Origin of the sequence: Xanthocytophaga flava, assembly GCF_030068545.1 — a bacterium.
In the GTDB taxonomy this organism is placed as follows: Bacteria; Bacteroidota; Bacteroidia; order Cytophagales; family 172606-1; genus Xanthocytophaga; species Xanthocytophaga flava.
This window is the reverse complement of sequence record NZ_JASJOR010000016.1, coordinates 116,170-133,282: the sequence shown is the minus strand read 5'-3', so window position 1 is coordinate 133,282 and position 17,113 is coordinate 116,170. Positions and strand designations below refer to the sequence as shown.

13 protein-coding genes are annotated in these 17,113 nt (G+C 41.1%); 9 read left to right on the top strand and 4 right to left on the bottom strand.

Annotated features, from left to right (window positions below; all coding sequences use genetic code 11):
• Positions 1-555: 555 nt before the first annotated feature.
• Positions 556-1,005, bottom strand: coding sequence for a hypothetical protein (locus QNI15_RS22395; protein ID WP_313991319.1), 450 nt, complete (start codon positions 1,003-1,005; stop codon positions 556-558).
• Between the two features lie 299 nt (positions 1,006-1,304).
• Between QNI15_RS22395 and QNI15_RS22390 the strand changes: the two genes are divergently transcribed.
• The 3 genes from QNI15_RS22390 to QNI15_RS22380 all read left to right on the top strand — a co-directional run bounded on the left by QNI15_RS22390 (position 1,305) and on the right by QNI15_RS22380 (position 3,594).
• Positions 1,305-1,979 (top strand): hypothetical protein, encoded by a 675-nt coding sequence (locus tag QNI15_RS22390; RefSeq protein ID WP_314033612.1) that lies wholly within the window; start codon positions 1,305-1,307, stop codon positions 1,977-1,979.
• Positions 1,966-2,523 (top strand): hypothetical protein, encoded by a 558-nt coding sequence (locus QNI15_RS22385; RefSeq protein ID WP_314033610.1) that lies wholly within the window; start codon positions 1,966-1,968, stop codon positions 2,521-2,523. Before QNI15_RS22390 ends, QNI15_RS22385 begins: the two co-directional genes overlap by 14 nt.
• Positions 2,524-2,637: 114 nt before the next feature.
• On the top strand, positions 2,638-3,594 hold the full coding sequence (locus QNI15_RS22380) for a rhomboid family intramembrane serine protease (protein WP_314033608.1): 957 nt from the start codon (positions 2,638-2,640) through the stop codon (positions 3,592-3,594).
• Between the two features lie 161 nt (positions 3,595-3,755).
• Here the strand turns inward: QNI15_RS22380 and QNI15_RS22375 are convergent, their stop codons facing one another.
• Positions 3,756-4,745, bottom strand: a complete 990-nt coding sequence (locus QNI15_RS22375) for a helix-turn-helix transcriptional regulator (RefSeq protein WP_314033606.1) — start codon at positions 4,743-4,745, stop codon at positions 3,756-3,758.
• A 58-nt stretch (positions 4,746-4,803) separates the two neighbouring features.
• Here QNI15_RS22375 and QNI15_RS22370 point away from each other — a divergent pair, with 58 nt between their 5' ends.
• Positions 4,804-5,961 (top strand): FAD-dependent monooxygenase, encoded by a 1,158-nt coding sequence (locus QNI15_RS22370; RefSeq protein ID WP_390902209.1) that lies wholly within the window; start codon positions 4,804-4,806, stop codon positions 5,959-5,961.
• Positions 5,962-6,239: 278 nt separating this feature from the next.
• Here QNI15_RS22370 and QNI15_RS22365 read toward each other — a convergent pair whose 3' ends face one another.
• The gene (locus tag QNI15_RS22365) at positions 6,240-7,136 is read right to left on the bottom strand and encodes a helix-turn-helix domain-containing protein (RefSeq protein ID WP_313991332.1); all 897 of its coding nucleotides are present in this window, start codon (positions 7,134-7,136) and stop codon (positions 6,240-6,242) included.
• Between the two features lie 334 nt (positions 7,137-7,470).
• Between QNI15_RS22365 and QNI15_RS22360 the strand changes: the two genes are divergently transcribed.
• The 4 genes from QNI15_RS22360 (at position 7,471) to QNI15_RS22345 (ending at position 14,163) form a co-directional block, all read left to right on the top strand.
• The gene (locus QNI15_RS22360; RefSeq protein ID WP_314033602.1) at positions 7,471-8,454 is read left to right on the top strand and encodes an aldo/keto reductase; all 984 of its coding nucleotides are present in this window, start codon (positions 7,471-7,473) and stop codon (positions 8,452-8,454) included.
• Between the two features lie 72 nt (positions 8,455-8,526).
• The gene (locus QNI15_RS22355; RefSeq protein ID WP_313991338.1) at positions 8,527-9,327 is read left to right on the top strand and encodes an aldo/keto reductase; all 801 of its coding nucleotides are present in this window, start codon (positions 8,527-8,529) and stop codon (positions 9,325-9,327) included.
• A gap of 201 nt (positions 9,328-9,528) precedes the next feature.
• Positions 9,529-11,973 (top strand): ABC transporter permease, encoded by a 2,445-nt coding sequence (locus tag QNI15_RS22350; protein ID WP_314033600.1) that lies wholly within the window; start codon positions 9,529-9,531, stop codon positions 11,971-11,973.
• A 276-nt stretch (positions 11,974-12,249) separates the two neighbouring features.
• Positions 12,250-14,163 carry a S9 family peptidase gene (locus QNI15_RS22345; RefSeq protein ID WP_314033597.1) on the top strand — a complete coding sequence of 638 codons (1,914 nt, stop codon included), beginning with the start codon at positions 12,250-12,252 and terminating at the stop codon, positions 14,161-14,163.
• A gap of 97 nt (positions 14,164-14,260) precedes the next feature.
• Here QNI15_RS22345 and QNI15_RS22340 read toward each other — a convergent pair whose 3' ends face one another.
• Positions 14,261-15,490, bottom strand: a complete 1,230-nt coding sequence (locus QNI15_RS22340) for a multidrug effflux MFS transporter (protein ID WP_314033595.1) — start codon at positions 15,488-15,490, stop codon at positions 14,261-14,263.
• Between the two features lie 419 nt (positions 15,491-15,909).
• Between QNI15_RS22340 and QNI15_RS22335 the strand changes: the two genes are divergently transcribed.
• The gene (locus tag QNI15_RS22335; protein ID WP_314033592.1) at positions 15,910-17,103 is read left to right on the top strand and encodes an anhydro-N-acetylmuramic acid kinase; all 1,194 of its coding nucleotides are present in this window, start codon (positions 15,910-15,912) and stop codon (positions 17,101-17,103) included.
• Positions 17,104-17,113: the final 10 nt, after the last annotated feature.

The window sequence follows — 17,113 nt, the reverse complement described above, 5'->3', positions numbered from 1 at the left end:
AGTCGGCTACTCTGATCTGATTCTACTCGACGGCTAGCGTCACCAGTTCGTCAAACACAACAACAACCTGACCATAGACCCTTTCGAGATCACAAACGGAGTAGCAGGCATCAACTCCATCTCCCGCCACCTATGCTACGTAGGGGGCCTGGATAAAACCTTCCACAAAGCCCAGGACACCCGTACGCCTCAGCAAATCGAAACAATGATTCATGAAGTACTTGCCTATGCGCCTAACATCAAGATTGCCGGGCACAACCAATTTGACAACAAAGCCTGCCCAAGCTTCTTTGTCCCTGATTGGTTAAGGAAGGTGGGGATTGAGGAGAGGAATATTGACCATCATGCTTAACATTATAATACGTATCATTACTAGAGGTTTAGTCCTAATCTTATTATGAGACTGAATGAGTATACATCTATTCATTCAGTCTTTTCTCCGGAGAAGATTCCAAAACAATAAAACTTAATAAGTATAACAGCATACATATATTAACGACAAGACAGCCAATACACCAGTATATAGTATGTTTTTCATTCGTATTCTTTTCATAGTTATGCTTTCCAGATAGCTACTTCATCCTGAGAAGGCCATTCTCCCAAAAGTAATAGCTCTAGTTTATCTAATGTTTTACTAATTGTATCTGTAGGTAAATCCGTGCTCCATCTACTTTGTAACTTATCATGTACAATAAACAAATTCAATTCCTGGTGGCTTAACCAGTCTCCTTTTGTAAGTAAATAACTTTTTGTCTCCCGAATTAAATCGATAAAAGAATCGACTCTGTTTTCGTCGATCAGATACTTATCAAATCCCATAGTAATAAACCTAGGGAAATTTCCTTTTGCTATATGAAACAACCATTGATCAATATAGTTTTTTAGCCATTGTGTCTCAGATGACTTTGCTTGAAAAGTCTTAATCATATAGTCAACAGATAGTTCAAAAAACGTATCATTACTCCAAAATCCTTTTTCTTTATACTCTGTGTAACTTGTAGCCATTGGTTATTTAAATGGTTTTTGTATCGCTAAAAAACACTAGCGTCTGACTTTTGTCAGGTTGCCGAAGATAATCAGTTTGACATTGAAAGCGATCCGTCTTTCTTTGTACTATTCTAATTCAAGCCGCTACTCATTCCGGGACATACTATATTTGTTCATGCGATAATAAATCGTCGCGCCATATATTAAGTATCTTGACTACATAAGGGGTAAGGCTTTATTGTACGTGAGATAATTATAAGTAGTTTTGTTAGTAAATTAGCAATCTGCCTAAATGAAATTTGCAAAACAGACCCATAATGACCAAACAACTATTCGTACTTATTTTTTCATTTCTAACGGTTTTGACATCATGTCAAGGACAGAGTAGTCAGAACGCTACTAATACGTCAACATATTCCTTACCAATAGATACTGCGTTTATACCAACAGATAGCACTCAATTTTATTTTCCACTGGAAATTTTCAGAGATACTTCACTGTATGTTGGACATGATACACTTACAGACTCATGGTATTCAAAACATTTGTTTGCGATGCGAGAGCCTGTTATTTACGCAAACAAATCACAGAAGGAAATGTATAGATTTACCTGGTTAAGGTCATTTCATAATCCTGTTGCAATCAGAATAGAAAAAAATGGGGACACCTATAGGCTTTATTGGAAATTGTGTGATGGTGCAGGAGGTTATCGACCGGGAAAACTGACAATTTCTAAACAAAAGACTATCAATAAGGCAACTTGGGAAATGTTTCAAACGCATATGCATCAGATTGACTTTTGGAATATGAAAACCAATGAAACAGAACTTTTAGGATCAGATGGCTCACAATGGGTCTTAGAAGGCAAAACGACAACACAATACCATGTTGTTGACAGGTGGACACCAAACAAGGATAGTAAATACTACACATGTTGCAACTTTCTTATTGGACTGACAGATCTAAAAATTAAAAAAGATGACAAATACTAATGCAGGAATACATCTGTTGTTAACACCAGTAATACTATTGGTACTGGCTATTTCCTTGCTGGTTTTATGCTCTTTAGCTCCTAATGATGACTCATTATCAGAATACATAAAGCTTCAAAAATTAGAGCAACAAGCTTTGAAAAAAGGCATTGTAAGAGAATACATATATGATTTGACCCACAAAAAAGACTGCAACAAAACTAAAATCAACTATTTAGGAGTAGTTCATATGGACAACGGAAGGCAATATAAAATTTTGACTTCCTTTTTTGTTTTCAGCACAGGTAGTGACATGTGTCATGGTACCAGCAACATTAAAATCTATGATATGAAAAATAGATTTGTTGGTAAGTACTATGTTGGGATGCCAGAAAGTTTACCTGACACGTTGCAGGATAACAAGCTGTGTTATTTGGAAAATTCAGAAGAATGTAATTTAAGAAAAACAGGATCAATAGATCTTCGTAAGGGCTTACCAAAAACTTTCTATATTCCATGTTCAAAAAACGGAGGCGATGTATATAGTTTTAGTAGTGGAGATTAGATCTAACTATAATTATTCCCCTTTGCAAAAGCTGGGCTGACAGTCTTTTTGTTATGACATCTACCCAAATCTAAAACCACAAAACGTTGTCTGAAATTTCAGAACCACCCTCTTATGGAAGAAATTAGTAACCCACCTACCGATATAACCTTCAAAAAGTATATTCCCATTATAACAGTAATTTGCGGCTTGGTAAGTATAGTGTTGTTCATCGGTATCAACTTACAAGATAACCGTGATACTTGGGAAGCTTACAGAAAATGGGGAGCACCTTCAATGACCGACATTTTTGGTGGTGACTATTGGGGACTAATTACTTCTAATTTTTTACATGTTGAAATATGGCACATCGCTTTCAATTTGTATTGGCTATGGATACTTGGAAAAAAGATTGAATTTGAAACTAACAAAGCATTTTGTATCCTTTTCATTTTATCCTCTGCACTGGTAAGTTCGTTAGCACAGCTTGCCTTTGCTGACACAACAGGTATTGGTCTTTCTGGTATCGGGTATGCGTTATTTGGTTTTTTATTTGTAAAAAGTAAAACAACAGAAGAGTACAAAAACTACCTGACTAAAAATACTGTCAATCTCTTTTTAGTTTGGCTTGTGGTAGGTGTAATCCTGACAAAGGCCGGCACTTGGAAAATAGGTAACGCTGCTCATATCGGTGGCTTACTTTGGGGAGTTTTAGTTGCTTATACAGCAAAGTTTGACAAGTATTTGCAGTGGGCAACGGGGTTGATGTATATATCAGGGTTGACCTTTTTGATTTTCTATAGCCCTTTTTCAACTTCCTATCTATCCTACCAGGCATATGAACTACACAAAGCACAACAAGTGGATGCAGCCATAGAAGCTTATAAGAAAATTCTCAAACGAGACCCGGACAATGAATTTGCTAACGGGAATTTAAAACAACTTGAAGTTTACCGATTGGAAAAAAAAGCTATTGAACTTCACACCAAACAAAAGTACACAGAAGCCCAACTGATTTATAATCAAATATTAAGCATTGATCCCAACAATGAATGGGCGAAAGAAAATTTAATCAGGCTTCCAAGTGAATAAATCAGTGTATGGTCGCACATCATTAGGTGAAGAAGAAGTAATCAGCTATGTGTGGGCACCAGCGGTAATTGAGGGGTATAACGTCTAATGCCTACACCATAATAGCATGTCTTACTCTTTAAACAAGCACCTGATCCAATCTGTCAGTAGTATCAACAGAGTCATCCCTCATTTCTTACTATCAGTTTGGTATTTGTACCCTTGAAAGATTGAACGTATTTTTTGGGCTTCATGCCTATATGCTTTTCAAATACTTTCGTAAAGTGACCCAGGTTCTCAAAACCCATTTGAAAGCCTGCTTCCGATACAGATACATTTTCCTCACGCAAAAGTCGGGCGGCTTCTTTCATACGCAAATGCTGATAGTAGTCATAAATGCCCATCCCAAATACCTGTGTGAAAATCCTGCGGAGCTTCAATTCGTTCATACCCGCAATTTGCTTTAATTCCTCTATACTGCTGGATTGGCTCAATGACGACACAATCTTGTCCCGCACCCGATACACAGCGTCAATTTCCTTGTGACTCAGTTTTACACTACCAGCGGTCTGACGCTTTCGCAAGCTCTCAAACAGATAGAAAAGCAACTCCATTGCCTTGATCTTGTAATAAAAACTTTTCATACTATCGGGCTCTTCCTTCTTCACAATCTCATTTACTGTGCGTACAATGTCATCGGTCATCAGTTCCTCTATCCAAAAGCTATGGGTATTGTCAAATAGAAACTGGAAATGGTCAGACTCTTCTTTCAGGAAATTTTTCAAATACCCGGCACTAATGCTGATGGAAACATGTGTTACCCAGGTATCTTTTGCAAAAGATATTTTTTGACTAATGCTATACGGAAATATACGCACATAGGGTGGAGTTGCAATTCGATTGCTTTTATCGGCCTCAGCAATCCCATCAACCTCAAAAATATTATGAAATATAAAGCCAATCCCATCACTTATGGCAGACGTGGCAGTTATGCGGGTGAAATCATTGGTTGCATAAAAGGACCCAAAGTGAATGGCCATATCAGGCAGAAAAACAAAGCCTTTAAAAAAGTTGACCTGTAGATGTTCAAATTCCTTATCTAATCTTAATCCTACTTTGTCAGTGAATTGAAGAATTTCACTGTCAGCAAGCAGACTATCTTTAGTATTCATTTTTCCGACTAAAATTAGTAGTAAATCGAATATTTTACTCCCAAAGCTACCATTAGTTTTGCATTGTAAATACTATCGAACTATAAAAATACCCTTGAAAGCGATGAAAAAACGAGTGTTAATAGTTGGGGCAAGTTTTGCCGGATTAACGTTGGCCTATTGGTTACATAAATTTGGCTATCAGGTGACAGTAGTGGAACTCGGCACCGATCTGAGAACAGGCGGCTCCCCTATCGATGTGCGTGGAGAAGCCCTGGATATAGTCAGGGAAATGGGCATATATGACCAAATCAAAGCCCATGAGTTTGTTCACACAGATGAGGTCGTCAATGCCGACGATCAAACACTAGCTACGTTTGCCATCAATACCTTGGAGGAGTATTTGGGGGATATTGAAATTCACCGGGGCGATCTGGTAAAAATTATATACGAAACCATTCCAAAAGAGGAAGTAGAGATCCTTTTTGGCAATAGCATCACTGCATTGATCCAGCACGAAAATGAAGTGGAAGTGTCTTTCCAAAAAGGAGGACGAAAAATGTATGATTTTGTGTTTGGAGCGGATGGGACCCATTCTACTGTCAGAAGACTTGCGTTCGGTCCTGAAGACACATTCAAAAAGTTTCTAGGGGTCTATTTTGCCTTTGCTGTAGCAGGCCAGATACAAACAGGCAGACCCAAATCTACAGGTATTGTGTATCGTGAGCTGGGCAAACAGGCTGTCATTTATCAATTTAAAAACGGAGCGAACGCTATCCTGTTATTTCGGGCGCCTAAACTAAACTGGAACTACCGGAATCCCGAACAACCGAAGGAAATTCTAAGAGAATATTTTGCGGGCAACACCCATTGGAAACTTCCGGAAATTCTGGATGCAATGCTTCATGCCGATGACCTGTATTTTGATGAAGCTTGTCAGATTCATATGTCCACCTGGACAACTGGACGCGTAGGCCTGATAGGGGATGCGGCATACGCGCCAAGCTTTTTCACAGGTATGGGTACCAGCTTGGCAATACAAGGTGCTACCCTGTTGGCGAAAGAACTTCACGCCAATGAAGATTACCAAACGGCTTTTGCAAACTATCACGAACAGTTTAAACCTTTTGTGGAAAGCATTCAAGCCCGCGTAACCTATGGATTAAAAGTTCAATTACCAGAAACAGAAGAAGAACTACAGGCCTCTTACAAAGCCTTGAGTAACCCCGATCAATAGCCATAGATCGTTTAACTCCATATCATCATCTGCCTTATAGCCATCTCTATGATACAGTATTTCTAGAAAATGTTGCAGCCCATAGCAACTGGCTATGAGAGTGATTGACTTATAGTCACTTTCATAGCCAGTTGCTGCTTGTTGAGTTTTTGTAAAAATATAGTACACAACTTTAGGTATTATGTTGAAGCATACTATAATGACTCATCTAAAACATTTCAATAACTAGATATGAATGAAATAAAGTTGAAAATTGAGATTTATAATCCGTAGTTCATTCAATTCATCATCCGGTAAGCATTTGGCGTAACCCCTGTTTTTTGTTTGAATAAACGGATGAAATGCTGCGGGTATTTAAAGCCCAATTCGTAGGCAATTTCACTCACCGATTTATTCAAGTCAAACACTCTTTCTTTGGCCATCTCTATTACTTTTGATTGAATGTATTCCTGAGCAGATCTGCCGGTTTCTTTCTTAACCAGATCACCAAAATAGTTAGGCGATAAATGCAAGGCTTCGGCGCAATACGCTACAGAAGGCAAGCCTTCGTTCTGTGGTTTATCGGATGAAAAATAACCTTTTAATATGTATTCAAACCGTTCCAGAATCCCTTTGTTTGCCGTGTCACGCGTAATAAATTGGCGGTCGTAAAAACGGATGCAGTAATTGAGCAGCAACTCGATGTTGGAGGCAATCAGTCTTTTGCTGTGCTTGTCTATATTTTGATCCAGCTCATACTCAATTTTTGAGAAGCAGTCTATCACAATACCTTTCTCTTTATCTGACAGGTGAAGTGCCTCATGTACATCATACGAAAAGAAAGAATACTCCTGAATGTGTTTGCCCAGTGAAGTGCCGTTGATCAGGTCAGGATGAAAGAGCAATACCCAGCCTTTCGGGGCAAATAGGTCAACGCTGGGTTCCACACCTACCACCTGTCCGGGTGCTATAAATATCAAACTTCCTTCCTGGTAGTCATAGTGCTTTCTTCCATAACGTAACTGGCCTTGGTTTAATTCTTTTAACCCCACCGCATACAAACCAAAGTTGAATGACCTGGCGGGCAGCGGTTTCGCTTTCGACTGGTCAATCGCTGTAACCAGCGGATGTTTGGTAGGTACGCCCCGCATGGCATTGTATTGGGCGATGCTGTCAATTTTTACAATCTCTTCCATACCGTATTCTTTATCGCTACAAAAGTAAACATTCGGGTAAATCCTCTTTATTCCCCTCATTGGTGTTATCACCAACGAGCTATTTCCCGCCGTTCAGGTTGGTGATAACACACAACCTGGGAAGAAAATATCCTTCCTGTCCTCCTGAAAGAACCTACTTTTAGGAGGACAATAAGAGAGTGATCCCAATAGTAAAAGTACACATTCCGGTAATCCCTTTTATTAGCAGCCTTCCCAATCCGTAATAGTGGTAGCAAAACCTGTAATCTGTATACCAACCGGATTGTCCTTCTTCCGCAATTTTGCAGCAGTAAACACACAAAAAACAGACAAAATGAAAACACGACACTTAGGAAGTTCAGGATTAACAGTGTCCGAACTTGGTTTCGGATGCATGGGATTAAGCCACGGGTATGGTCCGGCAACCAATGAAAGTGAGGCCATTGCCCTCATTCAAAAAGCCTATGAATGGGGCATTACGTTTTTTGATACCGCAGAAGCGTATGGACAAGGCGCCAATGAACAGCTGGTAGGAAAAGCATTGCATCCTGTACGTGATAAAGTAGTCATTGCTACCAAGTTTGGATTTGTAAATGGCAGGAATACAGATGGGTTGGATAGTCGCCCGGAACGCATCAGACAGGTGGCCGAAAACTCGCTCCGGTATCTGCAAACCGATTATATCGACCTGTTTTATCAACACCGTGTAGACACGAATGTGCCTGTTGAAGACGTTGCCGGAACTGTAAAAGATCTGATTGCCGAAGGCAAAGTAAAATACTTTGGTATGAGTGAAGCTGGCGTGCAAAGTATCCGCAGAGCACATGCCGTGCAACCTGTGGCAGCCCTGCAAAGCGAGTATTCCATGTTCTGGCGTGAACCTGAAAAAGAGATCATTCCACTCCTGGAAGAACTGGGCATTGGCTTCGTTCCGTTTAGTCCGTTAGGCAAAGGATTTTTAACGGGCAAGATGAATGCAAACACCGAATTTGACAAGACCGACTGGAGAAATGTCATGCCCCGCTTTAGCAAAGAAAACCGTGAAGCGAATCAAACCATTGTTGACCTGGTGACAAAGATTGCGGCAGAGCATAACGCAACACCAGCACAGATTGCCCTGGCATGGCTGCTGGCGCAAAAGCCCTGGATTGTACCAATTCCAGGAACCACAAAAATGACTCGCTTAGAAGAGAATATAGGTGGTGTAAATATCACCTTACCTGCTGATGACTTAGCTACTATCGCTAAGGCTTTGGACAGCATTAGCCTTCAGGGAGAACGCTATCCGGCAATCCTGGCAGGCCTGCAAGGCAAGTAAGCAAGGCATACTCCAGGTGATATGTCTTTCTATGTAAAAACATATAGAAAACCAGCATACAAATATACCCTAATGAACATAACATTAAATAACGGTGTAAAAATGCCCCTGCTTGGTTTTGGAACATACTTGCTTCGGGAGGGTTCACAGTGTGAGCAGTCTGTGCTACATGCATTACATAGTGGCTACAGACTGATCGACACCGCTGCGGCATACGGTAATGAGGAATCCGTGGGCAAAGCGATTAAAAAAAGTAGTGTTAAACGAGAAGAAATCTTCGTGACCACAAAATTTTTGCCAGCGGATACCGGATATGAGAAAGCAAAGCGCGCCTTTGAAACCTCGCTAAAAAATTTGGGTCTTGACTATATTGATCTGTACTTGATTCACCTCCCACAGGGAGACATACATTCCTCCTGGACAGCCATGGAGGAATTGTACAAAGAAGGGAAAGTAAGGGCTATAGGGGTAAGTAATTTTACTATGAATCAGATTCAGAGTTTGCTTACACAGCATAGTGTGATACCCGCAGTCAATCAAGTGGAGACGCATCCATTTTCCCAAAAAACAGAGATGCAGAAAGCGTTGAAATCTCAAGGCGTCCAGTTGGAGTCATGGGCTCCCTTTGCTCAGGGTAAAAACAATCTTTTTAGGAATGAACTTTTAAAAGCACTTTCAAGCAAGTATAACAAGAGCATTGCCCAAGTGGTGCTACGATGGTTAATTCAAAGAGAAGTGGTGGCTATTCCCAAATCAGCAACCAGAGAAAGGATAATTGAGAATTTCAATGTATTTGACTTTGAGTTGTCTTCTGAGGATATGACAGCTATCCAATCGCTGGATAAAGGGAGTGGACTCATTTATTCTGTTTAAAGAGATTAGAAAATAGCAAGCTTTTGCTATGAATTGATTTGTTCAAAGAGGTATTTGACGAGATTCTTATCAAAGCAGTGTTATCTGAGCCATCTTCTTTACATCCTATTTCAGAATAAGATGCTATTTTTTCATTGCATGCAACCTGCCAACTCAATTAAGCATCTTACTCTCAAAGGTTTACCTCTATACTTTGTCACTATGCTCCAGAACTATCTGACTATCGCCCTGCGCAACTTAAGGCGCCACAAAGCTTTTTCGGCTATCAATATTTTTGGTTTGGCCATCGGCATTGCCACATGCCTGCTGATTACCTTGTACGTACTTGATGAACTGACCTACGACCGCCATTTTAGTAAAGCTGACCGCATTTACCGGATGGGTTTCAGCGGTAAATTCAACGGACAGGTGCTGGATGCAACTGCATTAGGTGCTCCATTAGCGCGACAAATGCGGGTAGATTATCCGGAAGTAGAAGAATCGACGCGGCTGCGGGTTTCGGGCAATCCCTTTGTGACCTATGGAAACCGGACATTCAAGGAAGACAAATTTGTGTATGTTGACTCTAATTTTTTTCAGGTATTCGACATCCCCTTTCTAAAAGGTGATCCCAAAACGGCCTTGTCGCAACCCAATACGATGGTGATTACCCAGGCCACTGCCCGGAAGTACTTTGGCAACCAGGACCCGATGGGTAAAATGCTCCAGTTGAAAAGCTGGAATAATACGTATAAAGTAACGGGTGTGATTGAGAAGGTTCCGGCCAATACCCATTTCCACTTCGATCTGTTTGCGACCATGCTCAACCACGAAGATGCCAAGCAACAGATATTTGCCAATTTTAACTTCCCGACCTACATAGTACTGAAGAAAGGCTATGATTATAAGCAATTGGAAGCCAAGCTACCCACAATTGTCAACCGGTTCATTGAGCCAGAATTCAAACAATACCTGGGCGCTACTACAGCTGACTTACGGAAGGCAGACAATCAAATGGGGTTTTTCCTGCAACCACTCACTGACATCCATCTGCACTCGCACCAATATGACCAATTGGAAGCCAATGGAGATATTCGCTACGTGTACATTTTTTCGACTATTGCCGGCTTTATGCTGCTCATTGCCTGCATCAACTTTATGAATCTTTCGACGGCAGGCGCTGCAAAACGAGCCAAAGAAGTAGGTATCCGCAAAGTGCTGGGGTCAGTGAAAGAACAACTAGTTGGTCAATTTTTGTCTGAATCGATGCTATTGGCCGGTTTCGCACTGCTGTTGGCCGTACTCATCGTGATTTTCTGCCTGCCGGCTTTCAATAGTCTGACAGGTAAAACGTTTTCTATTTTTTCCATTGCTCAAGGCTGGTCAGTAGCGGGGCTGGCTGTCTTATGTCTATTAGTGGGCTTACTCGCTGGAAGTTATCCGGCATTTTTCCTATCCTCGTTCAAACCGATTGCCGTGCTCAAAGGAGGCAATCCGACAATGCAACTGTTATCGGGCAGCCGTCAATCGGGTCTTCGGTTGCGAAGTGTACTGGTGGTATTCCAGTTTTTTATTTCCATCATCCTAGTAGTGGGCACTACCGTCGTTTATCAGCAACTGACCTTCATGCAGAACAAGAAGATCGGCTTTGATAAAGAGCAGGTAATAGTGATTCACGATACCTATGCCCTGCGAAAAAATGAGCAGGCTTTCCGCAACCAGCTTCTGCAAGATTCACGCGTGGTACGGGCGAGTATCTCCGACTACATTCCAGTAGGACCGACCAATTATGATTATAGTCCCGTTTTTCCCGAAGACCATCCGACCCAAAATGTAGTAATGGGGCACTACCGGGTCGATGAGGAGTATGTACCCACGCTGGGAATGGAATTGGCTCAAGGACGAAATTTTTCCAGGGACTTTGGCACCGACTCTCTGGCGGTGATTATAAATGAGTCTGCCGTTAAGTCGCTGGGATGGCAGAAGGACCCGCTGGGAAAAAAAATACTCCGCATTGTAGATGGAAACGGTACAAAACGAGCTTATACGGTCATTGGTGTGGTGAAGGATTTCCATTTTAAGTCCCTACACGAAAAGATTGGTCCACTCATTATGATTATGGGCGAGAATTCGGGCAGTATTCTGGTGAAGGTAAAAACCAAAGACATTGCGGACTTACTGGCTTCGTTCAAAAAACAGTGGAGTGCCTTCCCCTCTGATGCACCTTTCGGGTACTCCTTCATCGACCAACGGTTTGAATCGGTTTATCGGGTCGAACAGAAAATTGGGCAAATCCTGGGCATCTTTGCCAGCCTGACCATTTTCATTGCGTGTCTGGGTCTGTTTGGCCTGGCTACCTTTACCGCCCAGCAACGTAACAGGGAGTTCGGCATCCGCAAAGTACTCGGAGCCAGTGTGACAAACATTATTGGTCTGCTTTCCAAGGACTTCCTGGCACTGGTGCTGACTGCCAATCTGATTGCCTGGCCTATCGCTTATTATGCCATGAACCGCTGGCTGGAAGATTTCGCCTACCGCATTTCCATCGCCTGGTGGGTGTTTGCCCTGGCGGCGGCGTTAGCCTTACTCATCACGCTGGTAACGGTGAGCTACCAGGCGGTGAAAGCAGCCCTGGCCAATCCAGTGACCTCACTCAAAACAGAATAACCCAAACAGAATAATTTGTCTTACGATTAGAAGAGTTGACCCCTTATCACTTATTCTTTTTACCATCCCAGGTAAGCTGTTGCTAGTGTCGACAACAAAATAGTCGACACTAGCAACAGCTTACCTGGAAAGACACTAATTTTCCTTCTCTTTTTGAGTTTCCCTCCTTGCGACAGGCAACCTGTGGAAGTAACAAATCACGAAAACAAAACAAGCTTATAGAATAATTTGTATCTTACCATTCCACAAAAAAGCTACTACTTAACCTGTTTCCTTATGCATAAGAAAGTCATTTATCTGATCATTGGATTAGTGAGTGCAGGCATACTCTGGCAATGCACTTCTCCGGAAAGTAAAGGTGAAAACACTGATTCTGCATCACCACCCAAGCAATATACCATATCACAATTTATGAATACAGTGAGGCTTTCCGGAAGTTCATTTTCTCCGGATGAGTCCAAATTATTATTTACAAGTAACCAATCCGGAATATTTAATGCCTATGAAATAGCTTTGACCGGTGGGACACCCAAAGCTCAGACGGAATCAAAAACGAATTCCATATTTGCTATTTCCTATTTTCCAACAGACGAACGCATCTTGTTTTCAAGTGATAAAGGAGGAAATGAAATAACCAACATCTATAAAAAAGACTTGGATGGAAAAATTACCAATCTGACTCCTGATACAACGGCAAAATCCGAATTTGTTGGTTGGAGTGCGGATAAGAAAAGCTTCTTTTATGTGACAAACAAAAGAAACCCTCAATTTTTTGATCTGTATGAAATGGATATCACAAAGCTTCAGTCAAAGCTTATCTTCAAGAATGAACAGGGACTAGATGTAGGGGCAATATCCGATGATAAGAGATATCTGGCCTTATACAAGTCTATAACTACAAGCAATACCGATATTTACCTCTATGATGCGCAAACGAAAAAGACATCTTTGATTACAAAACATACAGGAGATGTTGCCAATAGCCCCCAAACCTTTAGCCCCGACAATAAAAAACTATATTATACTACAGATGAAGGAAGTGAATTTGCGTACTTGAAAAGCTATGATCTGATAAGTGGAAAGGCACAGAAAGAGGCAGAAGAGCCATGGGATATTTCGTATATGTACTTTTCAAAGAAAGGAAAATACAAGGTAATCGGTATTAACAACGATGCAAAAACACAGATTAAGATCTATACAGCAGCCGACAATCAATTGGTGAAATTACCCTCTCTGCCCGCGGGCGAAATCACAGGAGTGACTATTTCGGATTCAGAAAAACAAATGGCATTTTATGTAAGCAGTTCCAAATCACCCAATAGCCTGTATGTCTACAATTTTGAAACGACCGAATATAAAGAGTTAATCAATGCAATGAATAAAGAGATTGCAGCAAGTGACTTGATAGAGGGAGAGGTAGTTCGGTTTAAATCGTATGATGGACTGGAGATTCCAAATATTCTATATAAGCCTAAGACAGCCACACCAGATCAGAAAACTCCTGTAATGCTGATGATTCACGGCGGACCAGGAGGCCAGACGCGACTCAATTATTCTCCTATGATTCAATATCTGGTCAATCATGGGTATGCCATCTTAACAGTAAATAACAGAGGAAGTTCAGGGTATGGAAAGACCTTCTTTACTGCTGATGATCAAAAACATGGAGATGCTGATTTGAAAGACTGTATTGCCTCAAAGAAATATTTAGCCTCATTGCCTTGGGCAGATACAACACGAATAGGAATTATGGGAGGTAGCTATGGCGGATATATGACTCTGGCTGCTTTAACATTTGCCCCGGATGAGTTTAAGGTAGGCGTTGATATTTTTGGCGTTGCCAATTGGCTGCGTACATTAAAAAGTATTCCACCTTGGTGGGGATCTTTCAAAGATGCACTATATAAAGAGATGGGGAATCCGGCTACAGATTCTGTGGCTCTTTATAACAAATCACCACTCTTCCATACCCAAAGAATCAAAAAACCGTTGCTTGTCATTCAAGGAAAGAACGATCCGAGAGTCTTAAAAGTAGAATCAGATGAGATTGTGGCGGCGGTAAAGAAGAACAACGTTCCCGTAGAATATATAGTGTTTGATGACGAAGGCCACGGATTTGTAAAGAAAGACAATGAAATAAAAGCCTATGAGGGAGTACTCACCTTTCTGGATAAACATCTGAAAAAATAGTATCTCTGAAAAATAAAAAGCCTGCCTAAATTGACTTACATCTTTTAGGCAGGCTTTTTATTTTAGTAGAGCTTTTTGAAGTATTAGCGACACAGTACTAATGACTAACAACTACTCTCTCGCCAGTCACCCCTGTAAATTTTCCTCGGTTTATACGCAGGCTGATAAAAAATATCAAGAAGGCAATACCTGCTGTAGCACACATTACAGCTGCTAAGGGTACAACAGAAAGACTGTCAAAAAAGCTAACACTAGTTGATACCAATGCACCAATACCTAATTGTAATGCACCAAACAACGATGAAGCTGTACCTGCATTTCTGGAGAATGGGGCAAGGGTTAATGCAGCAGCATTTGGATTGATCATGCCCAGACAGCACATGAACAGGAAAATCATGACAATAGTACCCCAGAAACCAAGTATACCTAATACCGAACCAATCAGAAATAATATTCCCACCAGAGCCTGTGCTGGCAAAGCAATCTTAACAATCTGCTCACTGGTAAAATAGCAAAGCACCAAGCTATTCACCTGACTTGAGCCAATGAAACCAACTGAGATTCCTGCAAATATCCAACCGAAGACTGTGTCATCTACACCAAATACTTTCATAAATACCAATGGTGATCCGGCCACATAAGCAAACAGTCCGGAAAAGGCAAAGGAGCCGGTGAAAGTATAGGTATAGAATTGTGGTACTTTAAACACATTTAAAAAGCCGGTTATGATTGGCTTTGGTTTCAATGAAATAGTTGGATCAAGTTTATAGGTATCTGGTAGCACAAGTAATACAGCTACCAGAATAAAAACAGCCATAATGGCCAGTATGATAAATACCCACTGCCATCCTGGCCCTGCCGTTACATAGCCCCCAATAGTCGGCGCAACCATAGGCGATGCACCTACTACCAGCATCAGCAGCGCAAAAACTTTGGCATTTTCATTGACTGGAAACAGATCACGTACCATGGCCATAGACGCTACTGCTGCCGCACAACTTCCTATGGCCTGGATCACACGCAAAACAATCAGTTCATTCAGTGATGTAATCATCGCACAGCCGATAGAGGCAAGGATATAAACGCTTAAACCAAATAATAAAGGCTTCCTGCGTCCAAATTTATCTAACAGAGGTCCATACAATAGTTGTCCCGCTGCCAGACCAATAAAAAAACTGGAGAGTGATAGTGCTACCCCAGCGACATCTGTGTGCAAGTATTTTGCCATAGCCGGAAATCCCGGCAAATACATATCTATCGAAAAAGGGCCTAATGCCGTTAAAGTGCCTAATATTAAAATAAGTGAGATATAACGTTTCCTGTTCATGATTTAATAAAGTAATATCAGGCAATGCCTGTTCTATAATACATTCTACTGTGATAGTGGTGTTTGTCTATGCTTGCAATGATGTTAAAGAGTCTATATAGATTGATTCTTTGACAAAGAATTGTATTCACCTGTGGTCATATCGATGGCGAATGTAACGTTTCTGCTATCGATGTTCTTATAAGCCTTATCAACTCGAATTGGTTCGGCTTTTATCTCTTCTACATCAGGATAAATTTTATGAGTTACAGATATATTAATTTAGATTTACTAAGACATGAGCCTTGTATTGATGCTGAACCACATAAAATAGGTAAGAAGCATTTTAAGGAGTTCACTTGATGCCCAATAATCTGAATAAGAGTACGAAGAATAGTTACTGCTTTTACTTTTTATCAAAAATCGGCTACCTTACCAGCATGAATACTCAGATAGCCAGGCTTTACCAAATTGCTCAGAAACCACAGCGCCTTATCATTGGCCTTATGTCAGGTACTTCTCTGGATGGATTGGATGTAGCATTATGTCAGTTTACAGGGAGTGGTATTGATGCAAAAACAGAACTACTCGCCTTTGATACCATTTCTTATACAGACGATATTAAACAAACCATCCGGACTGTTTTTTCTAAAAAGCAGGTAGATCTGGAAACACTTACTCTTCTTAATCCATGGATTGGGAAGCTGCATGCATCCATGATTCTGAAATGTTTACAAAAATGGAAATATACACCTGCTGAGATAGATTTGATTGCCAGCCACGGCCAGACCATCTACCATGCCCCGCAGAGTCTGCACAAACAACCTGATTTTCCCAATGCCACCCTTCAGATAGGAGATGGAGATCATATAGCAGTACAAACGGGTATTATCACACTGAGTGACTTCAGACAGAAACATATAGCTGCCGGTGGAGAAGGAGCGCCGTTGGCTGTATATGGAGACTACATACTATTTTCGCAGAAAGGCGAAGACCGTATCATGCTGAATATCGGAGGCATTGCCAACTTTACCTTTCTGTCAGGCGATCTGGATGCAACTAAAATGTTTTCGACTGATGTTGGGCCTGGCAATACCTTGATTGATGCATTCTCCCGTTTACACTACAATCAACCTTTTGATGAAAACGGAACCATTGCCGCATCTGGAAGTGTGCATCAATCACTGTTGACAACCTTATTGAATCATCCTTTCTTCCAGGCTGGCTTTCCTAAGACGACAGGTCCTGAACTATTCAGTCTGGCCTATGTACATCAGGCGCAACAACAATCACAAACAGAGAATATCTCACCACAGGACCTTATTGCTACACTTACCCGATTTTCAGCAGAAGGGATTACTCAGGCAGTAAAGCGTAATAATCTTTCTGACAAAGCGGTAGTGTATATGAGTGGAGGAGGCATGCATAATCCAGTACTGGTAAAACACCTGCATCAGTTATTGCCTGATAATGTGTTAAAGACAACGGCAGATTTGCAGATTTTGCCAGATGCAAAAGAAGCTGTTTTGTTTGCAATCCTTGCCAATGAGACTGTGGCAGGAGGACTTGTTAACTTTGGTAATCGGCCAGGGATTCCCAATGTCACAATGGGCAAGATATCATTTCCTGCCTGACAGTTGTTTC